We start from the raw sequence: 24993 nt of genomic DNA, 5'->3' as shown, positions 1-24993 counted from the left end.
AGAAATGATGCGACGACTCGCTATTGAGGCTTAGACTCGGTTACTTCCCCTTTTTCGGATATGCTCGCCCCATAGGAAATTCGGTTGAGCTTGTCGATGATCCTCTGTTTGTTTTTTTCGTCCATCGGAGCAGGCTGGCCGTTCGTGAGCTTTACCGGGATCACGCGGCTCTTGCTCCCGTCTTTTGTAAATGTTAGTTGGACCATCACGGCTTCGCGACCTTTCGGATTGCGCGAGGTGGTAAACACAAAATTTCCTACGCTGTAGTAGATCGGCGCCTTTTTATAAAACTCAACGCCCATAATCGAATGGCTGTGCGACCCGACTATTGCATCGACACCGCTGTCGATCAGCTTTTTCGCCATCTCACGCGCATAAGGTTCCGGGTAATCCTTATATTCCCGATTCCAGTGCATGACCACAATCGTAATGTCTGACTCCGCCACTGCCTTTTTTACATGGGAAAGCATCGGCTCGTACGAATAGGCATGTGCGAGACCTGGCTTGTTTTTTCGCGCATACCAACGCTCATTTGGAAGGACACGGCTGATCCCGATGACTGCGACGCGTTTTCCCTTGATCGTTTGGATGTAGGGAGCGAATGCTTCTTCCTCGTTTTTCCCTGCCCCTACGTAACCGATCTTCGCCTTTTTCAAATGCACCATCGTGTCAGAGAGCGCGTCTTGTCCATAATCCAGCGAATGATTATTTGCCAGATTGACGACGTCGAAGCCCGCGTTCACAAGCCCCTTCAACGACTCTGGCTTCGCACGATAGGTATATTCCTTTTTTTCCGGACGCCCCCGCGTACTGACGGGTGTCTCCAGATTGCCAATCGTCAGATCTGCCTGCTTGAGAAAATCCGCTGTTTTTTGAAACGGATAATCTACGCCGTGACGCCCGATCTGATTCCCAACGCTCTTATCCAAAATCATATCCCCGACAAATGCAACCTGAATAGAATCCTGCTCTTGCACATCCTCTTCGCTGCTCGCCTGGACGGCGCCAGATTCCGTTCCCATCGCAATACAGAGCATCACGGCAGCTACCCCGATTATGGCGTGTTTCCATCGTCCAATTTTCATGCCTCTTTCGCCCACTTCTCTTTTTTGCTTCCATTCTAGAAGCCGCGGGATGTGAAGCCTGTTGAAGCATGTCTGGCTTCCTTGGAAATTTCTCGCCGAAAAGTGACGGGCATGCAAAAGATGGCGGTTTGGGTCCTGCTCCTAGAGTCATAATATTCCTTCTTTTTCCAAATGTCGATTTTTGCCGATAACCAGTATAATGGATACATAAGATTCTAAATACATAGGACGGTACAAACATGCTCCATCATTCCATTATGCTGAAAACCAAAACAGCAATGCCCGCCGCTCGGTCGAATAGCGTTCATAGGAGCCGACTGCTGCAAAAAATGGACGCTGGTCTGCAATGCCGACTAACCACACTATACGCTCCAGCCGGTTATGGAAAAACGACCTTGCTCAGTCAATGGGCTCATCAATACGGCGGTTCCACCGTATGGCTCTCACTCGATGAGATGGATAATGACCTGATTCGCTTTTGGAGATACATCGTATTTACACTGTCTGAATCTGACTTCGCTGAACTCTCCGAGCGAATGGAACCCGCCATGAAGGCAACCAGTCATACCTCGATCTTTACCTTCATCGATTGTCTGCTCAATGAACTCGCTGCTACGACACAGCCCCTTGCTATCATTCTCGATGACTATCACGTGATCTCGGATGAGACGATTCACAACAGTCTTGCTTATTTTTTGGAATATGTCCCGAGTCACGTCCATCTGTACATCGCCAGCCGCAATTCATTGCCTTTTTCTTCAGTCAAATGGAACGTACGCCATGAAGTGTGTCACATTGAGGCGAGACAATTTCTTTTCAGTCAACAAGAGACGGACAGCTTTTACCGGCAGGTTCACGATTTACCACTGACCGAAACGCAAATTGAACAGCTGGTGAAAAGTACGGAGGGTTGGGTCGCCGGCTTGCAGCTCGCAGCCATTTCACTGGTGAATACGGAGAATCACGATCAATTTTTTGCCGGATTTAATGGCTCTCATCGCAATATTTCGGAGTATTTGTTTCATGAAGTGATCATGCGACTTCCGGAAAAGGAGCGCAGCTTCTTGCTCAAAACCTCTGTGCTCGCGAGAATGGACGCTCACGTGTGCCACGCTCTCACCGGCCTGAACCAGTGCCAACAAATGCTGACCCACTTGCACCGCCAAAACATTTTCTTAATCCCACTGGATGATTACGGGACGTGGTATCGGTACCATCACTTGTTTGCCGATTTTTTGCGCAGTCAATTGGAGCAGACAACTCCCGGTGAAGCACGTGAGCTGCACCGACTAGCCAGTGAGAGCTATGCGGAGCGTGGAATGATGGACGAAGCGATCGATCATGCGATCGCCGCTGCCGATTACACGCTGGCTGCAAGCTTCCTTGCCCAACATATTCCGGTATTGCTCCAACGCGGCGAGTTTTCCAGCTTTCTCAGAACGCTGGACAGCATCCCTGAACACGCGAACCATTTCTCACCACTTTTTCGCCTGCTCTATGTGTTCCTCTTGGTTGCTTGCGGTTATACGGATCGGGCAGAGCTTGCCCTCACCCAATTGGAACAAAGCGCTGTGAGCCTGGAAGACTCGACGGAGCATCAACAGTTTTTGAGCGGGGTGTTTTTTGTGCGGGCGAATCTGGTGTTTGCAACTGGAGATTTTGAGAGCTGGATTGCCAGTTCATCACAGTTAAGTGGTGAGCTGCCAGAGAGCCCGTTGTTTTACCATTTTAATTACAACACGACTGAGCCCTTTATTCGGCGTACACGATTCGGGTTAAAAGGGATGCTGTCCGATCAGACTGAGGCTGTTGGCAAGCAGTTCTCCGGCATACTCGAGGCACATGGCTGGAAGGATTCCTTGATCAATCTGTATGTCGTTCAGGCACTGGCAGAGGGGCTGTATGAGGAAAACAGGCTGGAAGAAAGCCTCGATCATCTCCAGCGAGTTCGTTTGGTCGCACTGCAAAAGAAAATCCCAGGCCTGCTCGTCCCCTATGCGTTGACATACTCCAAGCACAAGCTAGTGGAGGGGAATTGTGCTGCGGCACGAAAAATCATTTCAGAGGCGCGGGAAACAGTCGCAGGCTGGGGTGTCTCGTATTGGTTAAACCCATTACAAGCATTTCTCGCACACATCGCGATCCAGGAAGGGGACATCGCTTTGGCGAAAACGGAGTTGTCCAAGCTTCCCCCTTCCATTTTGAATCAGCCTAGCATTCAGAGAGAATTAGAAGTTTTGACTTATGTCCGCTTGCTTCTCGCCCAGCAGCAGGAACAGGAAGCCTTGCGTATTTTAACGATCCTAAAGCCAGCTAGTATTCGCGAGGAGCTGTTGATCAGCCAGGTAGACATCGCCATTCTGCAAGCGCTCGCCCACCAGCAGTCCGGCAATAAAAAGGAAGCGCTGGCTTTCCTCCACGAAGCCCTATTGATTGGAGGAAACAACTGCTACGTCCGTAGCTTTCTGGACGAAGGAACGGCGATGTCTCACCTCTTGCACGATTACCAGCTGCGCTTGAAAAAACGATCCCAACAGCCAGGTTCGTCCGTATCGGCTGCGTATGTCAATCAACTGCTATCCCTTTTCCCTAAGAAAATGGAGAAAAGAAAAGCTCCTTTGATCGAGCCGCTAACCGGAAAAGAAATGATCATCCTTTCCATGCTGGCCAAAGGCGCATCCAACAAGATGATTGCCGATGAGTTAGGGAATACGCTCGGGACGGTCAAGGTGTATTTGCATCGAATATATGGCAAGCTCGGTGTCACCAATCGTACACAGGCTCTTCTGAAAGCCCAAGAAATTTCGCTGTTGGAAAATAGCCCTGTTGATTAACGGATCTTTTCAATATGTTCTTGCAGAAAAGCGTCCAACTCGCTAGGTTCTCTGCCGAGGACACACAATACTTCGTCTGTCGGCTTTCCTTGGATTGCTACTGGCATAGCTTGAACCACTCCGGCATGTTTGCATACTCCATTCAAATTATGTCGGAGTGCTTCAGGCGAAGTGCAGCAGATCGCCTTCAATTATTTCGGTCCCATCCTGATTGCCCCATCCAGCCGGATCGTTTCTCCATTCAACATCGGATTGGTGATGATGCTGTTCACGAGCATCGCGTATTCTTGCGGATCACCCATGCGAGCGGGAAAAGGAACAGTCGCACCCAACGCAGCTTTTTCAGAGCGCGGGAGCTGATCGAACATCGGTGTGTCAAATAAGCCCGGAGCAATCGCCATCACGCGTATGCCATACCAAGCCAGATCTCTTGCTAGCGGCAGGGTCATGCTTACAATTCCGCCTTTGGAGGCGCTGTAGGCAACCTGCCCTACCTGCCCTTCAAAAGCCGCCACCGATGCAGTATTAATGATGACACCCCGCTCCCCCTGTTGGTTCGGCTCGTTTCCTGCCATTTGCTCCACTGCCAACCGAATGACATTAAAAGTACCGATCAGATTGACTGAAATGACTTTGCTGAAGGATTCCAGTGGATGTGGCCCGCTTCGCGACAGCGTTTTTTGTGCCAAACTGATGCCCGCACAGTTAACCACGGCGTGAATCGTACCGAATGTGCCAGCAGCCTGATCGATTGCCTCTCGTACACTCACCTCACTCATGACATCCGTATGCACGAACAAAGCATTCTCGCGCCCCAGCTCATTCGCCAGCGCTTGCCCCTTCTCTACCGTCAAATCAAGAATGGCTACTCTTCCCCCGTGTTGAACTACATTCCTCACAGCGGCTTCTCCCAAACCGGAAGCACCACCCGTTACAATGGCAACGACTTCCCGCATATTCAAGCCATTCTCTCCCTTCCTCTGCAATTGCATCCGCATTCAGAAAAAAGCACTGCAAGTTGGATACCAACCGAGTTCCCCCTCGTCGTACGTGGTTTTTACAAGTGACAAGCAGTCTGCACCTTCTCAAATCCAGACAGGTGTGAGACATCTGTGTCCGGGCAAAGGACAGTTGTGCTTCTCCATCTCCAACATTTTAGTGCTTGCTATTTACAATCTAGCCCATTATATTTTACTTACCGGTAAGTAAATAAAAGTGGAGAGGAAAGAACCCTGATGAAAGTGTCTTCTACCAGAGTCATTGGTCTCGATTTTGCGAGGGCGTGGGCCATGCTGGGCATGATGATCGTCAATTACGTCGTCATCTTGAACGCAGAGCATAACGGACCTGACTGGCTCATTGCTTTATCCAGTTTGTTTCAAGGCAGAGCCTCTACCGTATTTGTTGTTTTAGCGGGAATTGGCATTGCGTTTATGACAAAAAAAGCGAGGATCTCAGGCGACTCGGCCCTCTTGCAGACTAGCCGCCGCGTCCTTTGGAACCGCTCCTTGTTTTTATTTGTGGCCGGGATGTTGCTTTATCTCGGTGGTTGGAGCGGTGACATCCTGCATTACTACGGTGTGTATATGCTCATCGCCTCTTTCCTCCTCGTCGTATCTGGAAAAACGCTTCTGCTCGCATTTAGCGGCATCCTGCTCACAGCTCAAGCGCTACAGCTGTCGCTCAACTATTTGCAAGGGTGGGACTCGAGGCATCCCTTTATCGAGTATCTTGACTTTTGGACAGTCGAAGGATTCTTGCGCAACCTGCTGTACAACGGTTATCACCCGGTATTTCCATGGATGTGCTTTTTCCTTCTCGGCTTGTGGCTGGGTCGACGAAACCTGCTCGATCGATCTGTACGCAAAAAAATGTTGGGTTGGGCAACTGCCCTGTTCGTCAGCTTGGAAGTTTTTTCGTATGGGTTGATCAAGCTCTCTATTCCGGTCGTCGGAAACGAGATGGCTCTATTTTTATGGGGAACGAAACCAGTTCCACCCAACCTGTTTTATGTGCTATCCAGCTCAAGCACGGCTGTCATCATCATCCTTCTGTGCGTCAGCTTTGCGGAAAAATTCGCAAACAGCTGGTTTACGCAGACATGGGTAAAAACCGGACAGCTGACACTGACACACTACGTCAGCCATATTATTATCGGGCTCGGATTCCTCGCCTTCATTGGCAGACTCGAAAATCAAACGCTCACTTTTGCGATGCTCTACGCCGTAGGATTCTTCCTCTTTTCCATTGTGCTCACGCTTATATGGAGACGTTGGTTCGTGCGAGGACCGTTGGAAAGCTTCATGAGAAAAATAAGTGGGTAACCAATCTGTGGGTTCATCCGTCTGCTATATAGGAGAATTTTACTAATCATTAGTCAGACGAACTGGAGATGATCTCATGAGTCCTATGGTTTTTTTCAAAAAGGCTGTCCCCGCGAATGCAGAGCAACTCACCCAAATTGCTATTCGCTGCTTCGCAGAAGACGTCGAAAAGTACGGAGAGGGCCCTGCCGGACATGACCAGCCTGACCAGCATATTTTGTTCATGCAAAAGGCCCATTACTATACGATCTTGCTGGACGACCAGATCGTCGGCGGTTTTTGCCTCATTCCAGTCGATCATGAGCATTTGGAACTGGGGATCATCTATGTCGATCCTGATAAGCAAAACTTGCGTATCGGCAGCCAAACCATGCAGTTCATGGAGGCCGCGTATCCACACATCAAGAAGTGGACGCTCGATACTGGCTATGAAGCCGTACGCAACCAACACTTTTACGAGAAATGCGGTTACAAAAAGGTCGGCGAGACTGAGCCGAACGCAGCGAATGGTTTTTATAAATTCAGGTACGAAAAACGGATACCTAAATAGATAGATGGAAAAGGGAGAACAGCTACAGGCCATTCTCCCTTTTTCTTTCATCGCCCTCATTTTCGAATGCCCTTCTTGGTCGCCAATTCCAAGTAGTACGTCGTTTCTGCCTGTGTTTCCTTCGTAAATGCTTCACTTGCCGCATAGGCCGGCTCCACTTGGATTTCACTCAGCTTTTGCAAAAAGGCTGGGTCCTTTTCCATTTTGGCAATCGCTTCTTCCCATTTGCGGATAACTGACTCTGGCGTTCCTTTGGCAAAAGACACTCCCGTCCACCAGAAAACCGACAAGCCTTGAATCCCTTGCTCCTCCGCAGTCGGGACATCAGGCAGGAACGGGCTTCGCGTGTCACCGGATACGGCGAGGACTTTGACCTTGCCCGCTTGCAGCATCGGCATGATCTCCCCCACTGTATGCACTGCTAAAACTGCGTGCCCTCCAGCGACTTTCGGGACGGAATCAGAGGCGCCTTTCGTCACGATCATTCTCGTCTTGGCGAAGTCAGCTCCGATCACATCCAGCCACTCTGCTACCCCAAAAGCGGAAAAGCCTGCTGGGCCTACAGAAGTCCATGTTAACTGCTCTGGATTCGCGCGCACCCACGCGGAAAATTCAGCGAAGTCTTTCCAAGGCGCGTCGGCTTTCACAGCAAAAGCAAGCGTCCCTTTGCCAATCCTGGCTGTATAGACTTGATCCTCGTTTGTAATCGGCGGTGTTTTCATCCCGGCAGCGAGCATGGTCGTATTGGATACATTGACAGCAAGAGCTGTGTAGCCATCGTTTTTGGCTTGCTTTAAAGCATACTCCGCTCCTACCGCCCCACCACCTCCCGCCTTGTTGACGACGACGATGGGCTGCCCCCATTCCTTGCTCAAATAATCTGCTGCCGCTCTGGCCACGAGATCGACTCCGCCCCCGGCAGAATACGGCACAATATACTCCACCTGCTTCGATGGATAGGCCGACTCGGCTGTACCTTGATTTCCACATGCGCTGACGGCTACCCCCAAAAGCAGTGACATCATGACAGCCGCCCATTGTTTATACCCTTTCAATGACTTATCCTCCCTACGCGACATCTACTCCCCGATCTCGCTCTTCTTTCAACCGTTGCTGTGTCCGGCGGTTCAGCATCATAGAGATGATCAAGAGTGCTCCTGCTACCAGCAAGATGGTCAATGATAGCGGCCGAAACAAAACAATGCTAAGATCACCCGATCCCATCGCCATCGTTTGAATGAATGATTCTTCCAGAAGAGGTCCCAGGATGAAGCATAAAACCAGCGGAACAACGGGCCATTTATATTTGGAAAAAACATACCCAAGTCCGCCAAACAAAAACGCTACCCACACATCAAACATACTGTTCCGGACACTGTATGCCCCAATCGTGCAGAACATCAAGATGATCGGAGCCATGATGCCATATGGCACCCTCGTCAATTTGACCCACACCCAGACCATCGGGAGGTTCAGCACGAGAAGCATCGCATTCCCCACAAACATCGAGGCGATGACCGTCCAGACAAAGCTCGCATTTTGTTCAAACAAAACAGGGCCCGGTGTTAATCCGTAAATCATCAAGCCTGCCAACAAAATCGCCAGTGGCGGTGAGGATGGAATTCCGAGCGAAAACAGCGGGATGAAGCCCGCACTGCTTGTTGCATTATTCGCTGCTTCTGGTGCCGCCACCCCTTCGATCGTTCCCTGACCGAACTTTTCGGGATGCTTCGATAGTTTTTTCTCCATATCGTACGCCAAAAACGATGTGATCGCAGCCGAACAGCCCGGCAGCAATCCAAGAAAAAAGCCGACAATCCCGCCCCTCAACATGGGCCCGGCACTTGCTCTTAAGTCTTCCTTTTTCGGGTAGACGCTGCCTGGCTTGCCAATCAGGGTGGCTGTGCGTTTTTCATCAATCCCTTTGAGGACTTCTGTAATCGCAAACAATCCGATAATGATGCTAATCATGTCAAAGCCGCCGACCAACGCGGGGACGCCATAATCAAAGCGCGGCATTCCTGAGGATGGTCCCAGCCCAACTAAAGCGAGCGTATAGCCGAATGCCCCCATCAAAAACGATTTGACCAATGATCCTCCTGACAGACTGACCATCAGCGTGAGAGCCAAAATCATCAGCGCAAAATATTCAGGCGGTCCGAATTTTAACGCTTGATCTGCTAGAATCGGAGCGAAAAATACAAGACCGATGACCCCCAGTACCCCTGCACCAAACGAAGCCACTGCGGATATCCCCAGTGCCGGCCCACCTCTCCCTTTTTTCGCGAGCGGATAGCCATCCAGACACGTGGGAACTGATGATAGCTCCCCCGGGATATTGAGCAGAATCGCTGTCGTCGAGCCACCGTACATGGCACCGTAATAAATACCTGCCAGCATGATCATCCCTTGTGTCGGCTCCAGAACGGCTGTCACCGGAAGCAGAATCGCGATGGCAGAGGTGGGACCGAGGCCGGGCAATACACCTACAAAGGTGCCAATAAGAGCGCCGAGTGCTGCCATGAGCAAATGCTCCGGCGTAAGGGCTGAAGCAAAACCAGCCAGTAGTAATTGGAACGTCTCGATGATCAGCACCTCCTTATCATGCTTGCTCTAAAACAAATCTCCTCCAGGCAGTGTGATATGCAGCGAGTAGATAAACACCACATACAGCCCCCCTGTCAAAAGGACGGAGTACACGATGGACGTACGCCACCGATAGCTGCCGATCAGTATAAAAAATGTAAAGGAGACAATTAGCGTAGCCATTGTGTAGCCAATCGCGCCGAGCAGCCAGACATACAGCAACAGGAATAAAAAGCAAAGCAGCAGACGCAGCCTTTTCCCAGGAAAAAGCGGTCCAGGATTTGGAGAAGAGGCTTCCTCCGTCACACGGAATGATTGGACCAGCAGCACACCTCCGAGCAAGAAAAACAATAAGCCGAGAATCGCAGGAAGCGTGTGATCCCCTACGTACAAGGACGTCGAAAATGCCTCCAGACGATAGGCCTCGAATGATATGACGACTCCAAGGAACATACTTAGAAGAGCACCGATAAAATCTGGCTGATTATCCGGGGGTCTCATGTGTATCACCTCAGCAAAAAAGCTACCAACAGCCTATGGCACATGCGCCCATTGTGTGCGAAAGCATAAAAAAACTACCATAGCCAGTCCGCACGGGACACAGCATATGGTAGTCAATTAGATTTCGATTTGGTTGCTCAGACGAATAATGGCATGAGCCACTTTCGCTTCATACGTCTCATTGCTTTCAAGCTCGCTCCAAAGCTCTTTGATATCGCCGTTCGAAACATCGTGGATCATGAGCATTTTCAAAAGCTTCTCCATATTGGCTTGATTGCGGATCAAATGAGGCTCCATCCGCTTTACCACCATCCATAATTTTTGCGAATCGACCATCGTCGTCGTCACCATCTGCATCCGCTACCCCCATACCAATTATAACTATATATAACTATTTATAATTAATTATAACGAATTACTCAAGTAAAAATGTTGTCTTCCGACTTCTGTACAGCTTTGGATTTCTTCGTGCATGAAACATTTTGTACGAATAAGAAATGCCCTCCAATTGGAGGGCATTGATTGTATGGTTCAGTATGTTGCTTATGTTTCTACTGTCAGAGAATAAAAGATGATTACCAAGGCTCCGGCCAGCCATATTGTATAAATAGATTAGATTGCTTGGCTGGTTGTTCTACTAAAACTGGCATTGTAATGAAGGCGGTTAACATACACAAAGACAATATCCATTTCTTCATGACCTATACCTCCTGTTTGGATCTATGATTACTACTTCCATTATACACGTTTACCAATTTATGGAGTATACCAACAGGAAGATTTTTTTTCTGTGACACATAGAATTCAAAAAGAACACTAAGACTCTTATCTGCTTGTTTTATCTCATTGATTGCCCGATAATAATTCACGCTCTCCACAAGACTATCGATTCCCAGGTCTACTTCGTTTTTTTGAATGTAAAAGATGCCCTTCGTTCGGAAATACAGTCCCATTTGATTGTATTGATTCGGAGTAGTTAAATTCTCTGGCAAAATCGATGCTTCTGCCAAAAATAGTTCACGAATTTTCTTTTCTTCTCCTACCTGGAGATAAATCTCCAACAGATCATTCGCGATCACAATTTTGTCATCCTGTGCTTGTTGCGCAAGACACTCTTGTAATACCGGAATGGCTTTATCAAATTTCCCCGTCTTTCCGTATAGTTTCCCCCGAATATGTCTGGCATGTTTATGCACCTCGGGATAATCGAACATTTCGTATCTCTCCAGATAAAAATGTCCCAATGTATAGTCTTCCAGCTCAAAGTAGGAAATGATGATCGCAAGGATCGCTGCTGCTTTTTGCTCACTCTGACTATGATCGATTTCAAGCCCTTGTTTACACAAATGAATGCAATCTGAATAGAATCCTAGACGCAATGCATGGAAGGAAAATTTGTAGTAGGTTAAAATTCGCTCATTGATATGCAGATAGGACGTATAGTGCAATAGCTCCTTCCCTTCTACATAGGTTTGATCTAGCTGGCTTAGGTTTTCGCGTCGAATCATGTATCGTTGGAAAAGCGACCTTGCCAGATACAAAGGAATTCCATTCTCACGTGAGTAGTCACAGATCACGTCATAAAGAGCCAAGCGCAGTTCTTCACTCGCTTCCGTTCCGGCGGTTTGATACAGATAGTCTAAAGAAAGAAATGTATTGCTTTTGGGACAATTTAGCAATTGCAAAGCGACTTTGTTGGTAAGAACCACATTCCTCTCTTGCATCACAGCCTCTAATAGAGTCCGAAGTGTCGCTTCGCGCTTAATTTTATGTAAATAGGGTACGATCGCTGTATAGAGTGGAATATCTAGTTCTTTTGCCAGTTTCATAACATGCTGCATGTTTGGTAAAGTAAAGGCATCGGATTCTATCTTACTAATGGTTCCAGAAGCTACACCTGTTCTTTCTGATAACTCAGTCAGTGTTAAGTTTGCTCTATTTCGATATACTCGTAATATGCCCCCAAAGGTCTTTCCCTCTGAAATCACAGCAAATACACCCTCCTGATGATTCCTTTTTATGGATATGATAGCACAATAAACCACGAATGATATAATCGATTTGAATCATTTTTTAAATAGATTACACTTTTTACTAGAGTAAAGGAAGAAAAATGGATTGATCATACCTATACTTGGCAACATAAAAGGCTTCAATCCAAATTTGAGTGGATGAAGCCTTTATGCGAATTTGAGCAATTGGTTTACTGAATGTGGCATGAATTCTTTTAAGTTGTACTGTCGAATGGATGACTTATCAGACGTCATTACATTGAGAAAGATAAGCTTGTGGAATCCATTCCTTACACAAGCCTCCAAGATTCGGTACTCCACTTGTTAAGAACGACTTGATATGAAACTACGCTCATCAATAATTCATTGTCATAAACTCCAGTATTTCCGCTTCATCCATTTTCTACTTATCTTTTCACTTGGAATTGTAGCGTTCAGTTAATTAGGTTTGTCTAGCTGCAACAGATATTGTTCTAGATTGGTTCATGAATAACTCCAGTAGGAAATCCGTATTTTCTACTGGGGTTTTAGAATTGATTGAGCCTAAAGATTCTTCTGGAAGGAGATTAGGGGAGAATGACCTTGAAAGGGTCCTTCAAGGTCATAAAATCATTCATATCATTCATCAAAATTATCGAGCCAATACATTGGCTTACCAGTATTAGAGATGGATTTAAGTAAATCTAATGTTTCTTTCTTTTTCTGTATTATTGCCTCTTTAAGTTTATTAGGAGCAATATCCTTTATATCTTCCAGCATGCAACATTCTTCGAATAATTCAATCATTTCCTTGTTCGCTTCATTATCAGTTAATAGTTGAGCTACATATGGGCGGTACAGGTATGCATATGCCTCTTCAAACGTTACAGCTCCTTCAAGCAAAGAATCAAGCATACCGATGTTTAATACACATAAAAATTTTTGAATTTCTATTGATTCCACTAATTTAATTTGCATATTGACATTTCCACTCCTTACTAAGGCATACGACTTGACGAATTACTCCAATTATTTTTTACTTTTACATTGAACACCTGACCAGATTGACTTTGGAAGTAGTGGATTGAGATTTTTCTACCGCTTGCATTTACTCCATCCTTATAAACTTTATCCCAAGCGCCCGGTTCAATTTCGCGTAATTGATCAAGTAACTCTAAATTTTTTATATTATGCTTCACTGTTCCATTTTTAGCAGCTGAAAACCCTTGTGGATATTCTGGTGCATCTTTAATTGACTTATATACATGTTTCAATGCACAGTTATGAACCCAAATCCGAAGATCTGATACAAAGTACGAGTGGAAGTCCTCAACCTCAAAGTTATAAACCTTTACTCTTTTTCTCTGTTTTTCTATTTTATCTATTCCGAGTTTAGTACCGTCACTCGATACAAGCAAGTCACCGTTTTTCAGGTCTTCTACTAGAGTCCACCCTTTATTATCAACCCAAAAAGGATGCTCTCCTGTAACCTCTATGATTTCATTCCTTATGTGGATATAATAGATTTCATCTGCTTGTTTTTGGAACAGCCCTACAATTTTTTTATATGCTACTTCGCCAGTTTCATCAGACTTAGCAAGAACCTTATCCCCTACTTTAATTTCCTCGATAGATTTTTCACCTTCGTCTGTTAAAACTAGTGTTCCAGCTGGAAAACAGTTACAATCATCAAACAAATCATCCAAAGTTTTTACGGCTGCTTTTAGTATTTTCCCACCCTTAGTAAATACTCTAAATTGAGGAATGTAGTCTCCTGCTGTTTCATAGATATAAAGGTCGCCAGTAATTAATAATTCTGCAAATTTCCCATATCTATCGTAACCTAATGATGCGCCCTTACCACCATATATTAATAAGCGATCCGTAACTTCCCCTTTTTCCTCCAGAGGTTCGCCTCCAAAACTCATGTTGATATCACCATGAGCACTCCGGTTCATTACCATCTCAAAAGCAATTACAGACATGAGAAACTCTTCGTTATATTCCCCTTTGGTAGGCCCATCGTAAAACAACATCTTGGTTAAGTGTTCTTGCATCAGTTTGATGTTAGCTGGCGAAACAGTGGCATTATAATAGTTTATTGTTTCTTGGACAGTCATTTCTTCTTTTTCAATGGTATTCAATACACTAATTGTTCCAGTAATTTCATATTGGGGTGCATCTGTCGCCCACAACTTTACAAAATACGTGCCATTTCCTGCGCGTTTTCCAGGCTCAAGTCGATTGTATCTGCCATGCCACGTAAATTGATTTGTTTTTGCTTGTACATTATTTCGTGTTTCTTCGTACACCACTTGGCCCTTATGTTGAACCTGAATGACAACAGTAGGGTGGCTCTTATTAAATGTCCATTGTAACGTAACATACTTTTCATTTCCTGCTGTGGTGTCTAGTGTTTTATTTTGCGAAGCTATTTCTAAACCATGAAATCCAGCATTATACCTACCGTCACCCCATGGTTCAGGTTCTGAAAGCAATTGGTTATGTTGGTTTGTTTGTTTTTTATTCCAGATCACTTTCGCATAATAAGTACCCGTTTTTTGGGGAAGAAACAATTTCTCTTCCATATTAGGAGAGAAGATTTTTAGTGGGCTTCCATTTTCGTCTTCTAGAATTAACACATTATTATCAACATATAGGTTTAAGTATGCTAATTCATCAACAGTTAGTTTAAAGTAATCAATATCATACGCCGAGGATAATCGATCCGTGTATATTTCATTCCAGTTAGCTGGAATTGCGCCTTCTCTTGTGCTATCGGCATCCACTGCTTCAACTGTAATACGAGTATTCAAACTGTCATTGGGAGCGCTTAATTTTAAATAGTATGCTGTGCCTGCACTCAAGTGATATTCAAGCTTCGAGAAGAGCTTTCCATATGGCCCCTCCGGAACGTTATCATTTTCTGCCAATAATGTTGTGAACGTATCATCAGAATATAATTGAAGGTACGTATCGTTTTCGGGTCCTTCGTTCTTAAATGGGCTGGTAAAAAATCGATAGTTCCCAGAAACTGGAGGAGTAAACTTGTAGTACAAGCTCTTACCAGAGTTTGCTGTTACATCTATAGGCTCATTTTCTTTCAAAATTTCAATATTCTCAGGTTCTGGGTTAGTAGATGGCGATGTAGAGGGGGGCTGCCATGGTTCTACCCCTTCTATATTGATCGTAACCACATCACCAGGAGCTTTATTCTGATCGGTTATCCGAATAAAATATATCCCCGAAGTCAAGGCAGTATAAGTAAGAGTATCACCCGAAGAAGATACAATTTTTGAACCATTTGGGTCATCTAAAAGAGTTATTGATCCTGTCCAACTGAGTCCTTTTTGCACTATTTTGATAGTTTGATTTGCTTGTGCCTTTACAATGTACCAAATGTCTTTAGATGAGCCAAAAGTATCTGTCTGAGGCGCTGGGAACGATACTGGTGTGGATACGAGCCATTCATACTTATTTTCTCCACCACTTCCTCCAGTTAGCATCTTGATATAGTACGTTCCACTTGTCTCGATCCTTACATCCATACGTGAAGTAGTATCAGATAGGATTTCTTTTTTTGCACTATCATACAAGACCCAGCCTTCAAGCGGTGAAGAGCCTTTTCCCCAAAGATGATAATTCAATCCTTCTTTTAATTCCGTCCGAAAGAAGATACTATCATTACTCGGAGTGGAAAAAGTAGCAATCGTTCCTTTTATCCCATCTAAAGAAACCGAATATGCTTGATTAAGATCAGACCCATCACCAGCTGTGATAGAAACTGTCTTTCCGCTACTTCCTGAAACTACTATAAAATAGGTACTCGTTTCCGTAGGGGTAAAAGTAAGCGTGTCTAAAGAAACCGTTTTTATAGCAGGTTTGTTCGGATCATCGTATAAGTACATACCGGCACCAAAACCACTCAAACCTGGTGTATAAACTCTTAAGGTATGATTTGCTTTTGCTTTCACTTGATACCATATTTTCTTTTCTGGCCCAATCGTATAGCTTTGAGGCGTAGATACCGATAGAGGGATCGATTTGAGAATATAGTATTCGTGCTCCCCAGCATTCTCACCGGTTAACAATTTAATATAGTATGTTCCACTTGTATCAACCTTGATATCAGTACGTGAAGTAGTACCGGATAAAACCTCTCTTTGTGCGCTATCGCACAAAACCCAGCCTTTAACTAATGGGTCTCCCCAAATGTGATAGTTATATCCCTTTGTCAACTCCGCAGCAAAGTAGATACTATCGTTACCAGGACTTGAGAATTTTCCTATACTCTTTTTATCGTCTTTATCAAAAACGATTGCATATGCTTGCTCAATGCTAGATCCATCACCAGCAGAGATAGTAATTTTTTGTCCACTGTTGCCCTTTATTTTAATATAGTAAGTACCGGTGGTTTTGGGTGTATACGTTAAGGTATTCTTTGTTGTGTAAGCTAATGATGGTTGATTTGGATCACTGTAAATGTCTTTAGAGGTCCCTCTCCCCTGAAGATCAGGTGTAAATACGCTTAACGTATGATTCTCTTGTAACGTAATAGAATACCAGTTATACCCTGAAGCTCCGATTGTATCTTCGACAGGACCAGGTGTAATTAATGGTTTGATCTCCTCTGGAAGAACGGAATTCAATGCATTCTTTTGTGAGGTAATTTCTACCTCATTCGAGATAAGCATTTCACCAGTTAGTCATGCCCGTTACTACATAGTATCTAGATTCATCAGAATTTTGATCAATGGAATGATCTACGTAGGAGGTTTCCGTTAGTTTTGAAATTAACTCTTCATAACTTTGAGAATTACTGCTGCGCATTTTTACGCTATAACTCGTAATTTTGTCTTCCGTATTCCAACGAAGAACATTCCCGTTCATTGTTGGAGTTACATCAAGATCAATACCTTCTTGAGGATCAGTTACATCAATTTCAATATCTACCATCTTATCTTCATAATAAACACTGATCAGTGTTGTTCCTTCAGCATGTGCAGTTATCTTGCCATTACTAACACTAATTATCGCTTCGTCTTTTACCTTCCAAAGAGCCTCGTTTGTAACGTCTTTCATTGTGCCATCTGGATTTTGAAGCTCAACGGTTACTTGTTTTTCACCACCTACATCTAAAGCTACGTTATGAAGAGAAGGAATTAATGTAGGTTCATCCTGATGTATCTGTACAGTAGTTACATTTGATAAAGTTTGTGATCCATCGGTGCCAAGCCCAATAATTCTATACTCATGAGTGGCTCCCTTTTGTAATGAGGTATCCTTATAATTTGTTGCCCACAATTCATCCGTTATTTGTTCGAAGTCTTCATTGCCAACTCGACGTTGTACAATATACTTTGAGTTTTCTGACCATTCACTCCAAGTCAACTGGATTTCTTCGTTTTCTTGTTGCGCACTAAGGTGAATAGATTCATCGGTACCAACCGATACTTCCAGTTGGATTTCTTTTTGATTGTAAAAGCCGATGATCCTCGTTTTCCCTGCATTCATTGCTTCTATCTTTTCGGTGGTTATCGAAACAATACTCTCATCTTCGACTTTCCATTCTATCTTGGTGCTTACATCTCTAGTCGTACCATCTGTAAACCTTGCAATTATTTCTACTGATTTGGATTCACCGACTTGAAGGTCAAGCCTAGTAGAATCAGTTTCTAATGTAAAGTCATTCTGTCCTTTTTTCATTTTGATTTTCACTGGCTTTGAAACAACGGAATCGCCATTAGATAAGTTTGCTTCAACCCTATAGTAATAGGTTGTACCAGGTCTGACTGTATCATCAGAAAAAGTGTTCTTCTTCAGATCAACCGCAAGAACTTCGTATTTCCTCTTACTTTCTCCTCGTTTCACTGTATAACTAGTAGCATCTACATTTTCCCAGCTTAAAATGGCACTTCCTTCATTTTCACTTGCCTTAATCTCTAGGTTCTCTTGATTAGGTGATACTTGAACAGGAATTTTTAATTCTTGTTCTCCATACTGAACAGTTACCAAAGTTGAACCAATAGCTGTTGCTGAAAACTGTCCGTCTTTAATAGATACAATGCCTTTCTTTTTTGGGGTCCAAGAGACCTCTTGAGTTACATCGCCACTGTTGCTATAAGAGTCACTGAAGATACGAACGTTTGTCGATTCCCCGAGTCGTAATTCCACTTTTTCATGAGATGCGAATAATGATTTTACGCTTTGATCAATCGTCTCTTCTTCAGAACTTGGGAGATTCACCTCTTGTAAACTGGACGCAGACACTCTTTGCACCGCATTTGGAAGATAGCTTGTTGGGACTGAAACTGTTAATAATAGAACGAAAGCTAAAAATATTCTTAGGTACTTCTTCAAAAAAACGCCTCCATTATCCCTGTTTTTTACATAACATATAAATTTTAGATTATATATCCATGTTTTTACATAGGTCTTTTTTCTGGTTTTTTACAAATTATTGCAGGATACTAAGAAAAAATGAAAGGGTATCCCTTGGCCATAATTAGCCTTATGAGATAGCCATACTACGTTGCTTCACTTCACTGATTCATTTATTATTTTGCTTTTTTAATGATTACCCATTGTTGGCTATCCTTCATACAAATAAAAAGCTGTCGCCCAGCCCATGCTTACGAAAAGCATAGCCCGACAACAGCTTCACCTATCCTTTCATTACTCCATCGTCAAAACAACCCGACCATTGATTTGACCTTTTTCCAAACGCTCCAATACATCATTGATCTGATCAAGCGGCTGCGTCTCGATAATCGCACGAACCTTGCCGCGTGCCGCAAAATCAAGTGCTTCTTGCATATCCTTGCGCGTCCCCACGATGGAGCCTTTTACTGTCACTCCATTCAACACCGTGTCAAAAATCGGAATCGGCAGCTCTGCATTCGGCAAGCCAACAACGACGAGGGAGCCGCCGCGTCGAACGGATTTGTAGGCTTGTTCAAACGCCTTCTTGGTAACTGCCACACTGATCGCCCCGTGGACACCGCCCACCTGCTCTTGAATGGCTTGTACCGGATCAACCTCACTGCCGTTTACTGTCACATCTGCCCCTAGTTCTTTGGCCAAGTCCAGCTTTTCCTTGTGAATATCGACCGCTACGACGTTGTAACCCATCGCCTTGGCATATTGGAGAGCCACATGCCCCAAGCCGCCGATGCCGTAGATCGCTACCCATTCACCTGGCTTCACGTTTGCTACCTTCAATGCTTTATAGGTGGTTACCCCAGCGCACAGGATCGGCGCTGCTTCCACATCGCCCAGCTCGTCAGGAATCCGCGCGACGTAAGCAGCGGGCGCTACGCAATATTCTGCATAAGCACCGTCGGCGGAATAGCCCCCGTTTAACTGCTGCATGCACAGGGTCTCCCAGCCTGTCAGGCAGTAGTCGCATTCGCCGCAAGCAGAGAATAGCCACGGAATGCCTACCCGATCACCAATTTTCAGCGAGGTAACACCTTCCCCCAGCTTTTCGACAACACCTACGCCCTCATGTCCAGGAATCAAAGGCAGCTTTGGCTTTACAGGCCAATCCCCATGTGCCGCATGCAGGTCCGTATGGCAGACACCACACGTCTTGATTTTTACCAGAACCTCACCGTGTCCGACCTCTGGAATGGCGACTTCCTTTACTTCCAGCTTTTGATGGAACTCGTTGACTACTGCTGCTTTCATCTTGACCTTCCTCCTCTTTTATCCCCTTCAGGCATGTGCGCAAAGGGCAGGTGTTCTTCCTGCCTCCTACTAGTTGCAAGCAGTATGCCAACATGAAAGCGCTTTAAAAACGAGTCATTATGCGGCTTGTTTTCTTCCACGCAGCCGATATTGCGGCACATGAGCCGAAAAAACGGCCCACTTGCCAACCTTTTGGCCGAAAAAGGGTATTCCTCCCTGCCTGCGGTATTACTACGTAGTGGAAAAAGGGGGCGAAAGCATGCAAATATCCAAGTTCATGACGCCGGAAATCATTTTCGGGAACCAGTCTCTCGGTCAGGTAGGGGAAAGCTTGCGCAGATTGGGAGCTTCTCGCGTCTTTCTTGTCAGTGATCCGGGGGTGGCAAGCGCAGGCTGGGTCGAGCGGATCATCTCTTACTTGCAGCAGCAAAAGCTCGACTACCATTTATGGACCAACGTGACAGCCAATCCGAAAGATTACGAGATTCATGCCGGGATTGCTGAATATCGCGCCAAGGAATGCAATGCCATTCTCGGTGTTGGCGGAGGCAGTGCCATCGATGCAGCTAAGGCAATTGCACTGTTGGCTACCAACGAGGGAAGCATCGTCCAATACGAAGGGGTCGATAATATCCGGCATCCTCTTCCTCCCATGGTGATGGTACCGACGACAGCCGGCTCCGGTTCGGAGGTTTCGCAATTTTCCATTATTGTAGACAGTGCACGCAAGGTGAAAATGGCGATTATCTCCAAATCGCTCATACCCGATATCGCCATCATCGACCCGCAAACCTTGATGACCAAGGACAAGCTGCTCACTGCCAATACAGGCATAGATGTGCTGACACATGCCATTGAATCGTATATTTCGCTCGCCGCAACGCCGCTGACCGAGGTGCATTCTCTGCAAGCCATACGTCTCATCGCCCAGCATCTGCGCCCATCTGTCGCCAGTCAATACAATACAGAGGCCAAGCAAGCGATGGCCATGGCGAGCCTTCAAGCCGGAATCGCCTTTTCCAACGCCATACTCGGTGCTGTGCATGCCATGTCTCATCAGCTTGGGGGATTCCTTGACGCTCCGCATGGTGAGGTGAATGCCATCCTGCTCCCCCATGTACTCGAGTACAACTACATCGCCGCACCGGAAAAGTACAGGCAAATCGCTGAATGCCTCGGTGAAAACACGGCGGGCTTTAGCACACATGCCGCCTCTCGTCTCACACTCAAAGCGGTCAAGGAGCTGGTAAGCGATCTGGAGGTGCCTCAATCGTTGTCGGACATCGGGGTGCATCCGGAGCAAATCGACCTGCTCAGTTCTCTCGCTGTCCTGGACGTGTGCATGACGACCAATCCTCGCGACATGACCGTCCACGATGTCGCGACGTTGTTTCGCCAAGCCTTGTAGGAGGTTTACCATGCATACTAAACAAGAGATTCTAGAAAAATTGACCGGGATTCAATCTTCGCGAAAAAGCTATTACAGCGAGCTCGTCTATCTGATCGAGGAGATGAAAAAGAAAAACAAGCAGCTCGCCGTGATTAACCAGCTGACACAAATCCAGATCAACGCCACATGGCAACAGACAACCAGTTATATCGCTGCACAGCTCTCGCAAATTCTCGTGTTCGAGCATTTTGCCCTGACGATTGTGAAGGGAGGCATGCTCTCCTCGTATCTCGCCACGTGGAATGACGGAGATTGGCAATGCCATACGCTGACACAGCCTGTTTCAGTGGAAGCCCCTGTGCTCACCAGGCAGGTTCATCTTACCCTTGCGGAAGTGCTGCCAGAGCATCACGCCACCTCTGTTCCACTGCGCAGCCAATTGAATCAGACCTTTGGTTTTCTGACACTCTTACGCCAAACAAAGCAGCCAGTCGATCGGGACGAAACCGAATTGATCCAGCTTGTCGCCAGCCATGTCGGTGTCGTCGTAGAAAACAGCCTGCTTTTTCAAGACGTGAGTGAAAAAATCAAAATCGAAGCCCAACTGATTCAATCTGCAAAAATGGCTGCGATTGGCGAGATGGCTGCCGGCATCGCCCATGAGCTGAACAGTCCGCTCACGGCCATCCTCGGAAACTCTCAATTGCTCATGCGCGAGATGACAGATGCAGATGCACCAGCGGCTCCTTTGATGAAAGACATCTATCAATGCGGGGTGCGCTGCAAAAAGATCATTCAAAACCTGCTCACTTTCTCTCGGCAGGAAGAGTACTTGTTTTCCACTACCTCTATTGACGAGGTCGTAGAGGACGTACTGGGGCTGATTGGCTACCAGCTGTCTGTTTCCGGCTTGACCATAACCCGGGAAATGTCTGAGCCTCCTCTGCTGTTTCATGGAAGCCGTCATCAGATCGAGCAAATTGTCATTAATCTCCTGTTAAATGCACGGGACGCCGTGGCAGGCAGGGAATCTCCACACATCGTCATCCGTTCCTTCCTCGTACAAGAAGACAATAGCTCTTACGTAGGCTTATCCGTTTACGATAACGGCACAGGGATTTGTGCAGAGCAGCTTTCACAGATTTTTCAGCCCTTCTTCTCGACGAAGGAACGGACAAAAGGGACTGGTCTTGGACTTTCCGTCAGTCTTGGAATTGCAGAAGCACACGGCGGGAAGCTGTTTGCCGAAAGCGTGGAGGGAGAATACAGCAAGTTTACGATGCTTTTGCCACTGTTAGCTGACGAGGAGGACAACGATGGAGAAAAAACGGATTTTGATCGTGGATGATGAAACAGAAGTGACTACCTTTTTCACCTATTTCCTCAAGAAAAAAGACTGCGATATCGTCGTCGCCAATTCTAGCAAGGACGTGGAACGGTTGCTTCATACGGATACTACCGGCTTTCATGCTGCACTCGTGGACCTGAAGCTGCCAGATGCCGACGGATTGACGCTGCTCAAACAGATCAAGGCCGTGTTTCCCGCCTGCGAAGTTTTGATCATGACGGGCTACAGTACGATTAAATCGGCTGTTACAGCGATGCAATGGGGAGCGCGCGATTACTTAGAGAAGCCGTTCGACGACCTGAGCAGTCTGGAGCAGGTCATCGACGCGGTGCTCTCCTCTTCCAGCAAACACAGCGATCACCTATCCCAAGAAGCCGCCCAATATGGTATCGTGTATTCATCTGACAGTCCGATGGCCAATGTATGCGCAATTGCCAAAAAATTAGCAAAAAAGGCGATCCACGTGCTTATTGAGGGCGAAACGGGTACCGGCAAGGAGCTGATGGCCCGTTTTCTCCACGGAGCAAGCAATCGTGCCCAGCAGCCTTTTGTCGCTTTTAACTGCGGAGCCGTGCCGGAATCCTTGCTGGAAAGTGAGCTGTTCGGTTATGAAAAGGGCGCTTTTACGGGAGCGCTCAAATCTCGCAAAGGCTTGTTCGAGCTGGCACATAACGGAACGCTCTTTCTTGACGAGATCGGGGAGGCTCCCCCTTCTATCCAAGTGAAGCTCTTGCGGACACTAGAGACGGGAGAGTTCATGCGCGTCGGTGGCGAGCAGATCGGTCAGAGCAATATTCGCTTTATTTCTGCTACGAACCGCGATTTGGAGCATGAGGTCGAAATGAATCGTTTCCGCAGTGACCTGTTGTATCGCCTGGAAGGGATCAAGCTGTCGATTCCGCCTCTTCGCGAACGGATTCAGGATATTCCCACAATCGCGCACTACTACTTGCAAAAGCGCAGTGGAGGGCCATTTGAAATCGAGCAGGATGCCATTGAGCTCTTGCAGCGCTACGATTGGCCAGGCAATGTCCGCCAACTGATCAACGTACTGAATCAAACCATCGCGTTGCACGAATGCGAACGACTGCGTGCCGAGCATTTGCCAGCGAATTTGCGGAGCCGCACGGTACAGGTGCATCCACCCACTGTCCCCAAACGGATCGAGCAGGTCATCGATCACGAATGCGAGCGCTTTGTCGATACGATCAGTCGCCTTGTCACCTCTGTAGACGGGATCGACTTCGATTATTTGATCAAGCGGGTTAAACAGCTCGAAGGCGAGATCGGGCGAACGATTATCGCAAAAGGCTTGACCGAAACGAATGGAAACAGGCAGCTTTTAAGCAAAAAATTAAACATCACCAAACGGACGATTCGCTACATTTTGAACGAAAAAGCATAACGTCTGCATTGGAGCATCTAGGAGGCATTTACGTCGTGGTACCCGAAAAACCTTTCTCGACCCTGAAAAAAATCCCTGCTGACTTCTCTCTATCTGCCGTTATTGTTGGACTCATCGCCACGATGGTCTCCTATGCGGGACCATTGCTGATCGTCTTTCAAGCTGCCAAGGGTGCAGGACTCAGCGATGCTGTCCTCGCCTCTTGGATTTGGGCCATCTCGATTGGGAGCGGCTTAACATGTATTGTGCTCAGTATCTGGTTTCGGACCCCGGTAATCACGGCTTGGTCGACGCCGGGGGCGGTCCTTTTGGTCACCAGTTTGACAGTATACTCCTTCCCCGACGCGATTGGCGCGTATATTTTTTCAGCCGTGGTCATTACACTCGTCGGCGTTTCCGGTTTGTTTTCCGTCTTGATGAAATACGTCCCGCAGTCGATTACGACCGCCATGCTCGCGGGGATTCTCCTGTCCTTTTGCGTAGAAGTCTTTGTTTCCATGCAGCACCTGCCAGCATTGGCTCTGCCGATGATCTTTTGCTATTTATTCGCCAAACGCTGGTCTCCTCGGTATGCCGTTGTGCTTACGCTTTTTGTCGGCTTGGGTGCCGCTTTTCTTTTGGGGCGTTTGCAAATGGACAATGTTCAGATGTCCCTTGTCCAGCCTGTCTTTACGATGCCGACGTTTTCTCTCGATGCGATCATCGGCTTGGGGATTCCATTGTGCATCGTCGCGCTTGCCTCTCAGAATGCCCCAGGAATTAGCGTCTTAAAAGCAGACGGGTACGATACACCTGCTGGACCGCTCGTAACGACTACTGGTATCGCGTCGCTGTTGCTCGCTCCTTTTGGTTCACCGGGAATCAATCTTGCGGCGATTACAGCAGCCATTTGCACGGGAAAAGAAGCCCATCCGGATCATGCCAAGCGCTACATCGCCGGAATTGCTTGCGGGGGGTTTTACTTAATCTTTGGAATGTTTGGGGCTACAATGGCTTCAGTGTTCGCTGCCTTGCCCAAAGAATTGATTGCCGTCATTGCTGGCTTGGCTCTGTTTGCTTCACTCAGTTCCAGCCTCGCACAGGCGATGAGCGAAGCGAAGGAACGGGAATGCGCCCTGGTTACGTTTCTCGTCACGATTTCCGGCATCTCCATTGGCGGAATCGGCGCTGCTTTCTGGGGCTTGATTGCGGGGGTAATCACCCATCTGATTTTGAATGGGAACGTGAAAAGCTGGTTTGGGAAAAAGAAGAATACGCAGCCGTTGGCATAGCTGCCTGAGCGTGAGGAGA

General features: G+C 46.6%; 19 protein-coding genes. 7 read left to right on the top strand and 12 right to left on the bottom strand.

Annotation, left to right across the window (positions count from 1 at the left end; translation table 11 throughout):
- Positions 1-20: 20 nt before the first annotated feature.
- On the bottom strand, positions 21-1085 hold the full coding sequence (locus C7R94_RS20240) for a CapA family protein (protein WP_106784104.1): 1065 nt from the start codon (positions 1083-1085) through the stop codon (positions 21-23).
- Positions 1086-1324: 239 nt separating this feature from the next.
- Between C7R94_RS20240 and C7R94_RS20235 the strand changes: the two genes are divergently transcribed.
- The gene (locus C7R94_RS20235; protein WP_106784102.1) at positions 1325-3919 is read left to right on the top strand and encodes a winged helix-turn-helix domain-containing protein; all 2595 of its coding nucleotides are present in this window, start codon (positions 1325-1327) and stop codon (positions 3917-3919) included.
- Positions 3920-4110: 191 nt separating this feature from the next.
- Here the strand turns inward: C7R94_RS20235 and C7R94_RS20225 are convergent, their stop codons facing one another.
- Positions 4111-4881, bottom strand: a complete 771-nt coding sequence (locus C7R94_RS20225; protein WP_106784100.1) for a 3-hydroxyacyl-CoA dehydrogenase — start codon at positions 4879-4881, stop codon at positions 4111-4113.
- A 273-nt stretch (positions 4882-5154) separates the two neighbouring features.
- Here C7R94_RS20225 and C7R94_RS20220 point away from each other — a divergent pair, with 273 nt between their 5' ends.
- Both C7R94_RS20220 and C7R94_RS20215 read left to right on the top strand, forming a co-directional pair.
- Positions 5155-6243 (top strand): DUF418 domain-containing protein, encoded by a 1089-nt coding sequence (locus tag C7R94_RS20220; protein ID WP_106784097.1) that lies wholly within the window; start codon positions 5155-5157, stop codon positions 6241-6243.
- Positions 6244-6319: 76 nt separating this feature from the next.
- Entirely contained in the window at positions 6320-6793 is a 474-nt protein-coding gene (locus tag C7R94_RS20215) for a GNAT family N-acetyltransferase (protein ID WP_106784095.1), read from the top strand.
- Between the two features lie 56 nt (positions 6794-6849).
- On the opposite strand, the gene C7R94_RS20210 is transcribed toward C7R94_RS20215, so the two are convergent.
- From C7R94_RS20210 to adhP, 10 genes are all read right to left on the bottom strand, one after another.
- Positions 6850-7872, bottom strand: coding sequence for a tripartite tricarboxylate transporter substrate binding protein (locus C7R94_RS20210; protein ID WP_106784092.1), 1023 nt, complete (start codon positions 7870-7872; stop codon positions 6850-6852).
- Complete coding sequence (locus tag C7R94_RS20205; protein ID WP_106784090.1) at positions 7862-9388, bottom strand: tripartite tricarboxylate transporter permease; 1527 nt, start codon at positions 9386-9388, stop codon at positions 7862-7864. The genes C7R94_RS20210 and C7R94_RS20205 overlap by 11 nt, the downstream gene beginning before the upstream one ends.
- A gap of 18 nt (positions 9389-9406) precedes the next feature.
- Positions 9407-9880 (bottom strand): tripartite tricarboxylate transporter TctB family protein, encoded by a 474-nt coding sequence (locus tag C7R94_RS20200; RefSeq protein WP_106784087.1) that lies wholly within the window; start codon positions 9878-9880, stop codon positions 9407-9409.
- A 117-nt stretch (positions 9881-9997) separates the two neighbouring features.
- Positions 9998-10237, bottom strand: a complete 240-nt coding sequence (locus tag C7R94_RS20195; protein WP_106784085.1) for an HD domain-containing protein — start codon at positions 10235-10237, stop codon at positions 9998-10000.
- Between the two features lie 218 nt (positions 10238-10455).
- Positions 10456-10578: a hypothetical protein gene (locus tag C7R94_RS30865; RefSeq protein ID WP_255322501.1), complete on the bottom strand. Its 123-nt coding sequence runs from the start codon at positions 10576-10578 to the stop codon at positions 10456-10458.
- A 3-nt stretch (positions 10579-10581) separates the two neighbouring features.
- Positions 10582-11868 carry a helix-turn-helix domain-containing protein gene (locus tag C7R94_RS20190; protein WP_106784083.1) on the bottom strand — a complete coding sequence of 429 codons (1287 nt, stop codon included), beginning with the start codon at positions 11866-11868 and terminating at the stop codon, positions 10582-10584.
- A gap of 642 nt (positions 11869-12510) precedes the next feature.
- Complete coding sequence (locus C7R94_RS20185) at positions 12511-12849, bottom strand: DUF3969 family protein (protein WP_106784081.1); 339 nt, start codon at positions 12847-12849, stop codon at positions 12511-12513.
- Between the two features lie 20 nt (positions 12850-12869).
- A complete protein-coding gene (locus tag C7R94_RS20180) occupies positions 12870-16565 on the bottom strand; it encodes a polymorphic toxin-type HINT domain-containing protein (RefSeq protein WP_106784078.1) in 3696 nt (1231 codons plus the stop codon).
- A 1-nt stretch (position 16566) separates the two neighbouring features.
- Positions 16567-18231 carry a fibronectin type III domain-containing protein gene (locus tag C7R94_RS20175; protein WP_106784076.1) on the bottom strand — a complete coding sequence of 555 codons (1665 nt, stop codon included), beginning with the start codon at positions 18229-18231 and terminating at the stop codon, positions 16567-16569.
- A gap of 315 nt (positions 18232-18546) precedes the next feature.
- A complete protein-coding gene (adhP, locus tag C7R94_RS20170; RefSeq protein ID WP_069848475.1) occupies positions 18547-19560 on the bottom strand; it encodes an alcohol dehydrogenase AdhP in 1014 nt (337 codons plus the stop codon).
- 259 nt (positions 19561-19819) lie between these two features.
- Here adhP and C7R94_RS20165 point away from each other — a divergent pair, with 259 nt between their 5' ends.
- From C7R94_RS20165 to C7R94_RS20150, 4 genes are read left to right on the top strand one after another with little or no spacing between them, the layout of a single operon-like run.
- Entirely contained in the window at positions 19820-20968 is a 1149-nt protein-coding gene (locus tag C7R94_RS20165) for an iron-containing alcohol dehydrogenase (protein ID WP_106784074.1), read from the top strand.
- 10 nt (positions 20969-20978) lie between these two features.
- Positions 20979-22298, top strand: a complete 1320-nt coding sequence (locus tag C7R94_RS20160) for an ATP-binding protein (RefSeq protein ID WP_106784072.1) — start codon at positions 20979-20981, stop codon at positions 22296-22298.
- A complete protein-coding gene (locus C7R94_RS20155) occupies positions 22267-23703 on the top strand; it encodes a sigma-54-dependent transcriptional regulator (protein ID WP_106784070.1) in 1437 nt (478 codons plus the stop codon). Before C7R94_RS20160 ends, C7R94_RS20155 begins: the two co-directional genes overlap by 32 nt.
- Positions 23704-23738: 35 nt before the next feature.
- Entirely contained in the window at positions 23739-24974 is a 1236-nt protein-coding gene (locus C7R94_RS20150) for a benzoate/H(+) symporter BenE family transporter (RefSeq protein ID WP_106784068.1), read from the top strand.
- The last annotated feature ends 19 nt before the right edge of the window (positions 24975-24993 follow it).

Origin of the sequence: Brevibacillus sp. NRRL NRS-603, from assembly GCF_003013445.1 — a bacterium.
Lineage (GTDB): Bacteria > Bacillota > Bacilli > Brevibacillales > Brevibacillaceae > Brevibacillus > Brevibacillus formosus.
This window is presented reverse-complemented; position numbering and strand designations above follow the sequence as displayed.

Coding starts and splice junctions, on each gene's coding strand:
- adhP (WP_069848475.1), bottom strand. CDS start 19,560: ATGAAAGCAGCAGTAGTCAACGAGTTCCATCAAAAGCTGGAAGTAAAG.
- C7R94_RS20195 (WP_106784085.1), bottom strand. CDS start 10,237: ATGCAGATGGTGACGACGACGATGGTCGATTCGCAAAAATTATGGATG.
- C7R94_RS20155 (WP_106784070.1), top strand. CDS start 22,267: ATGGAGAAAAAACGGATTTTGATCGTGGATGATGAAACAGAAGTGACT.
- C7R94_RS20180 (WP_106784078.1), bottom strand. CDS start 16,565: ATGCTTATCTCGAATGAGGTAGAAATTACCTCACAAAAGAATGCATTG.
- C7R94_RS20200 (WP_106784087.1), bottom strand. CDS start 9,880: ATGAGACCCCCGGATAATCAGCCAGATTTTATCGGTGCTCTTCTAAGT.
- C7R94_RS20235 (WP_106784102.1), top strand. CDS start 1,325: ATGCTCCATCATTCCATTATGCTGAAAACCAAAACAGCAATGCCCGCC.
- C7R94_RS20160 (WP_106784072.1), top strand. CDS start 20,979: ATGCATACTAAACAAGAGATTCTAGAAAAATTGACCGGGATTCAATCT.
- C7R94_RS20215 (WP_106784095.1), top strand. CDS start 6,320: ATGAGTCCTATGGTTTTTTTCAAAAAGGCTGTCCCCGCGAATGCAGAG.
- C7R94_RS30865 (WP_255322501.1), bottom strand. CDS start 10,578: ATGAAGAAATGGATATTGTCTTTGTGTATGTTAACCGCCTTCATTACA.
- C7R94_RS20165 (WP_106784074.1), top strand. CDS start 19,820: ATGCAAATATCCAAGTTCATGACGCCGGAAATCATTTTCGGGAACCAG.
- C7R94_RS20240 (WP_106784104.1), bottom strand. CDS start 1,085: ATGAAAATTGGACGATGGAAACACGCCATAATCGGGGTAGCTGCCGTG.
- C7R94_RS20220 (WP_106784097.1), top strand. CDS start 5,155: ATGAAAGTGTCTTCTACCAGAGTCATTGGTCTCGATTTTGCGAGGGCG.
- C7R94_RS20185 (WP_106784081.1), bottom strand. CDS start 12,849: ATGCAAATTAAATTAGTGGAATCAATAGAAATTCAAAAATTTTTATGT.
- C7R94_RS20210 (WP_106784092.1), bottom strand. CDS start 7,872: ATGTCGCGTAGGGAGGATAAGTCATTGAAAGGGTATAAACAATGGGCG.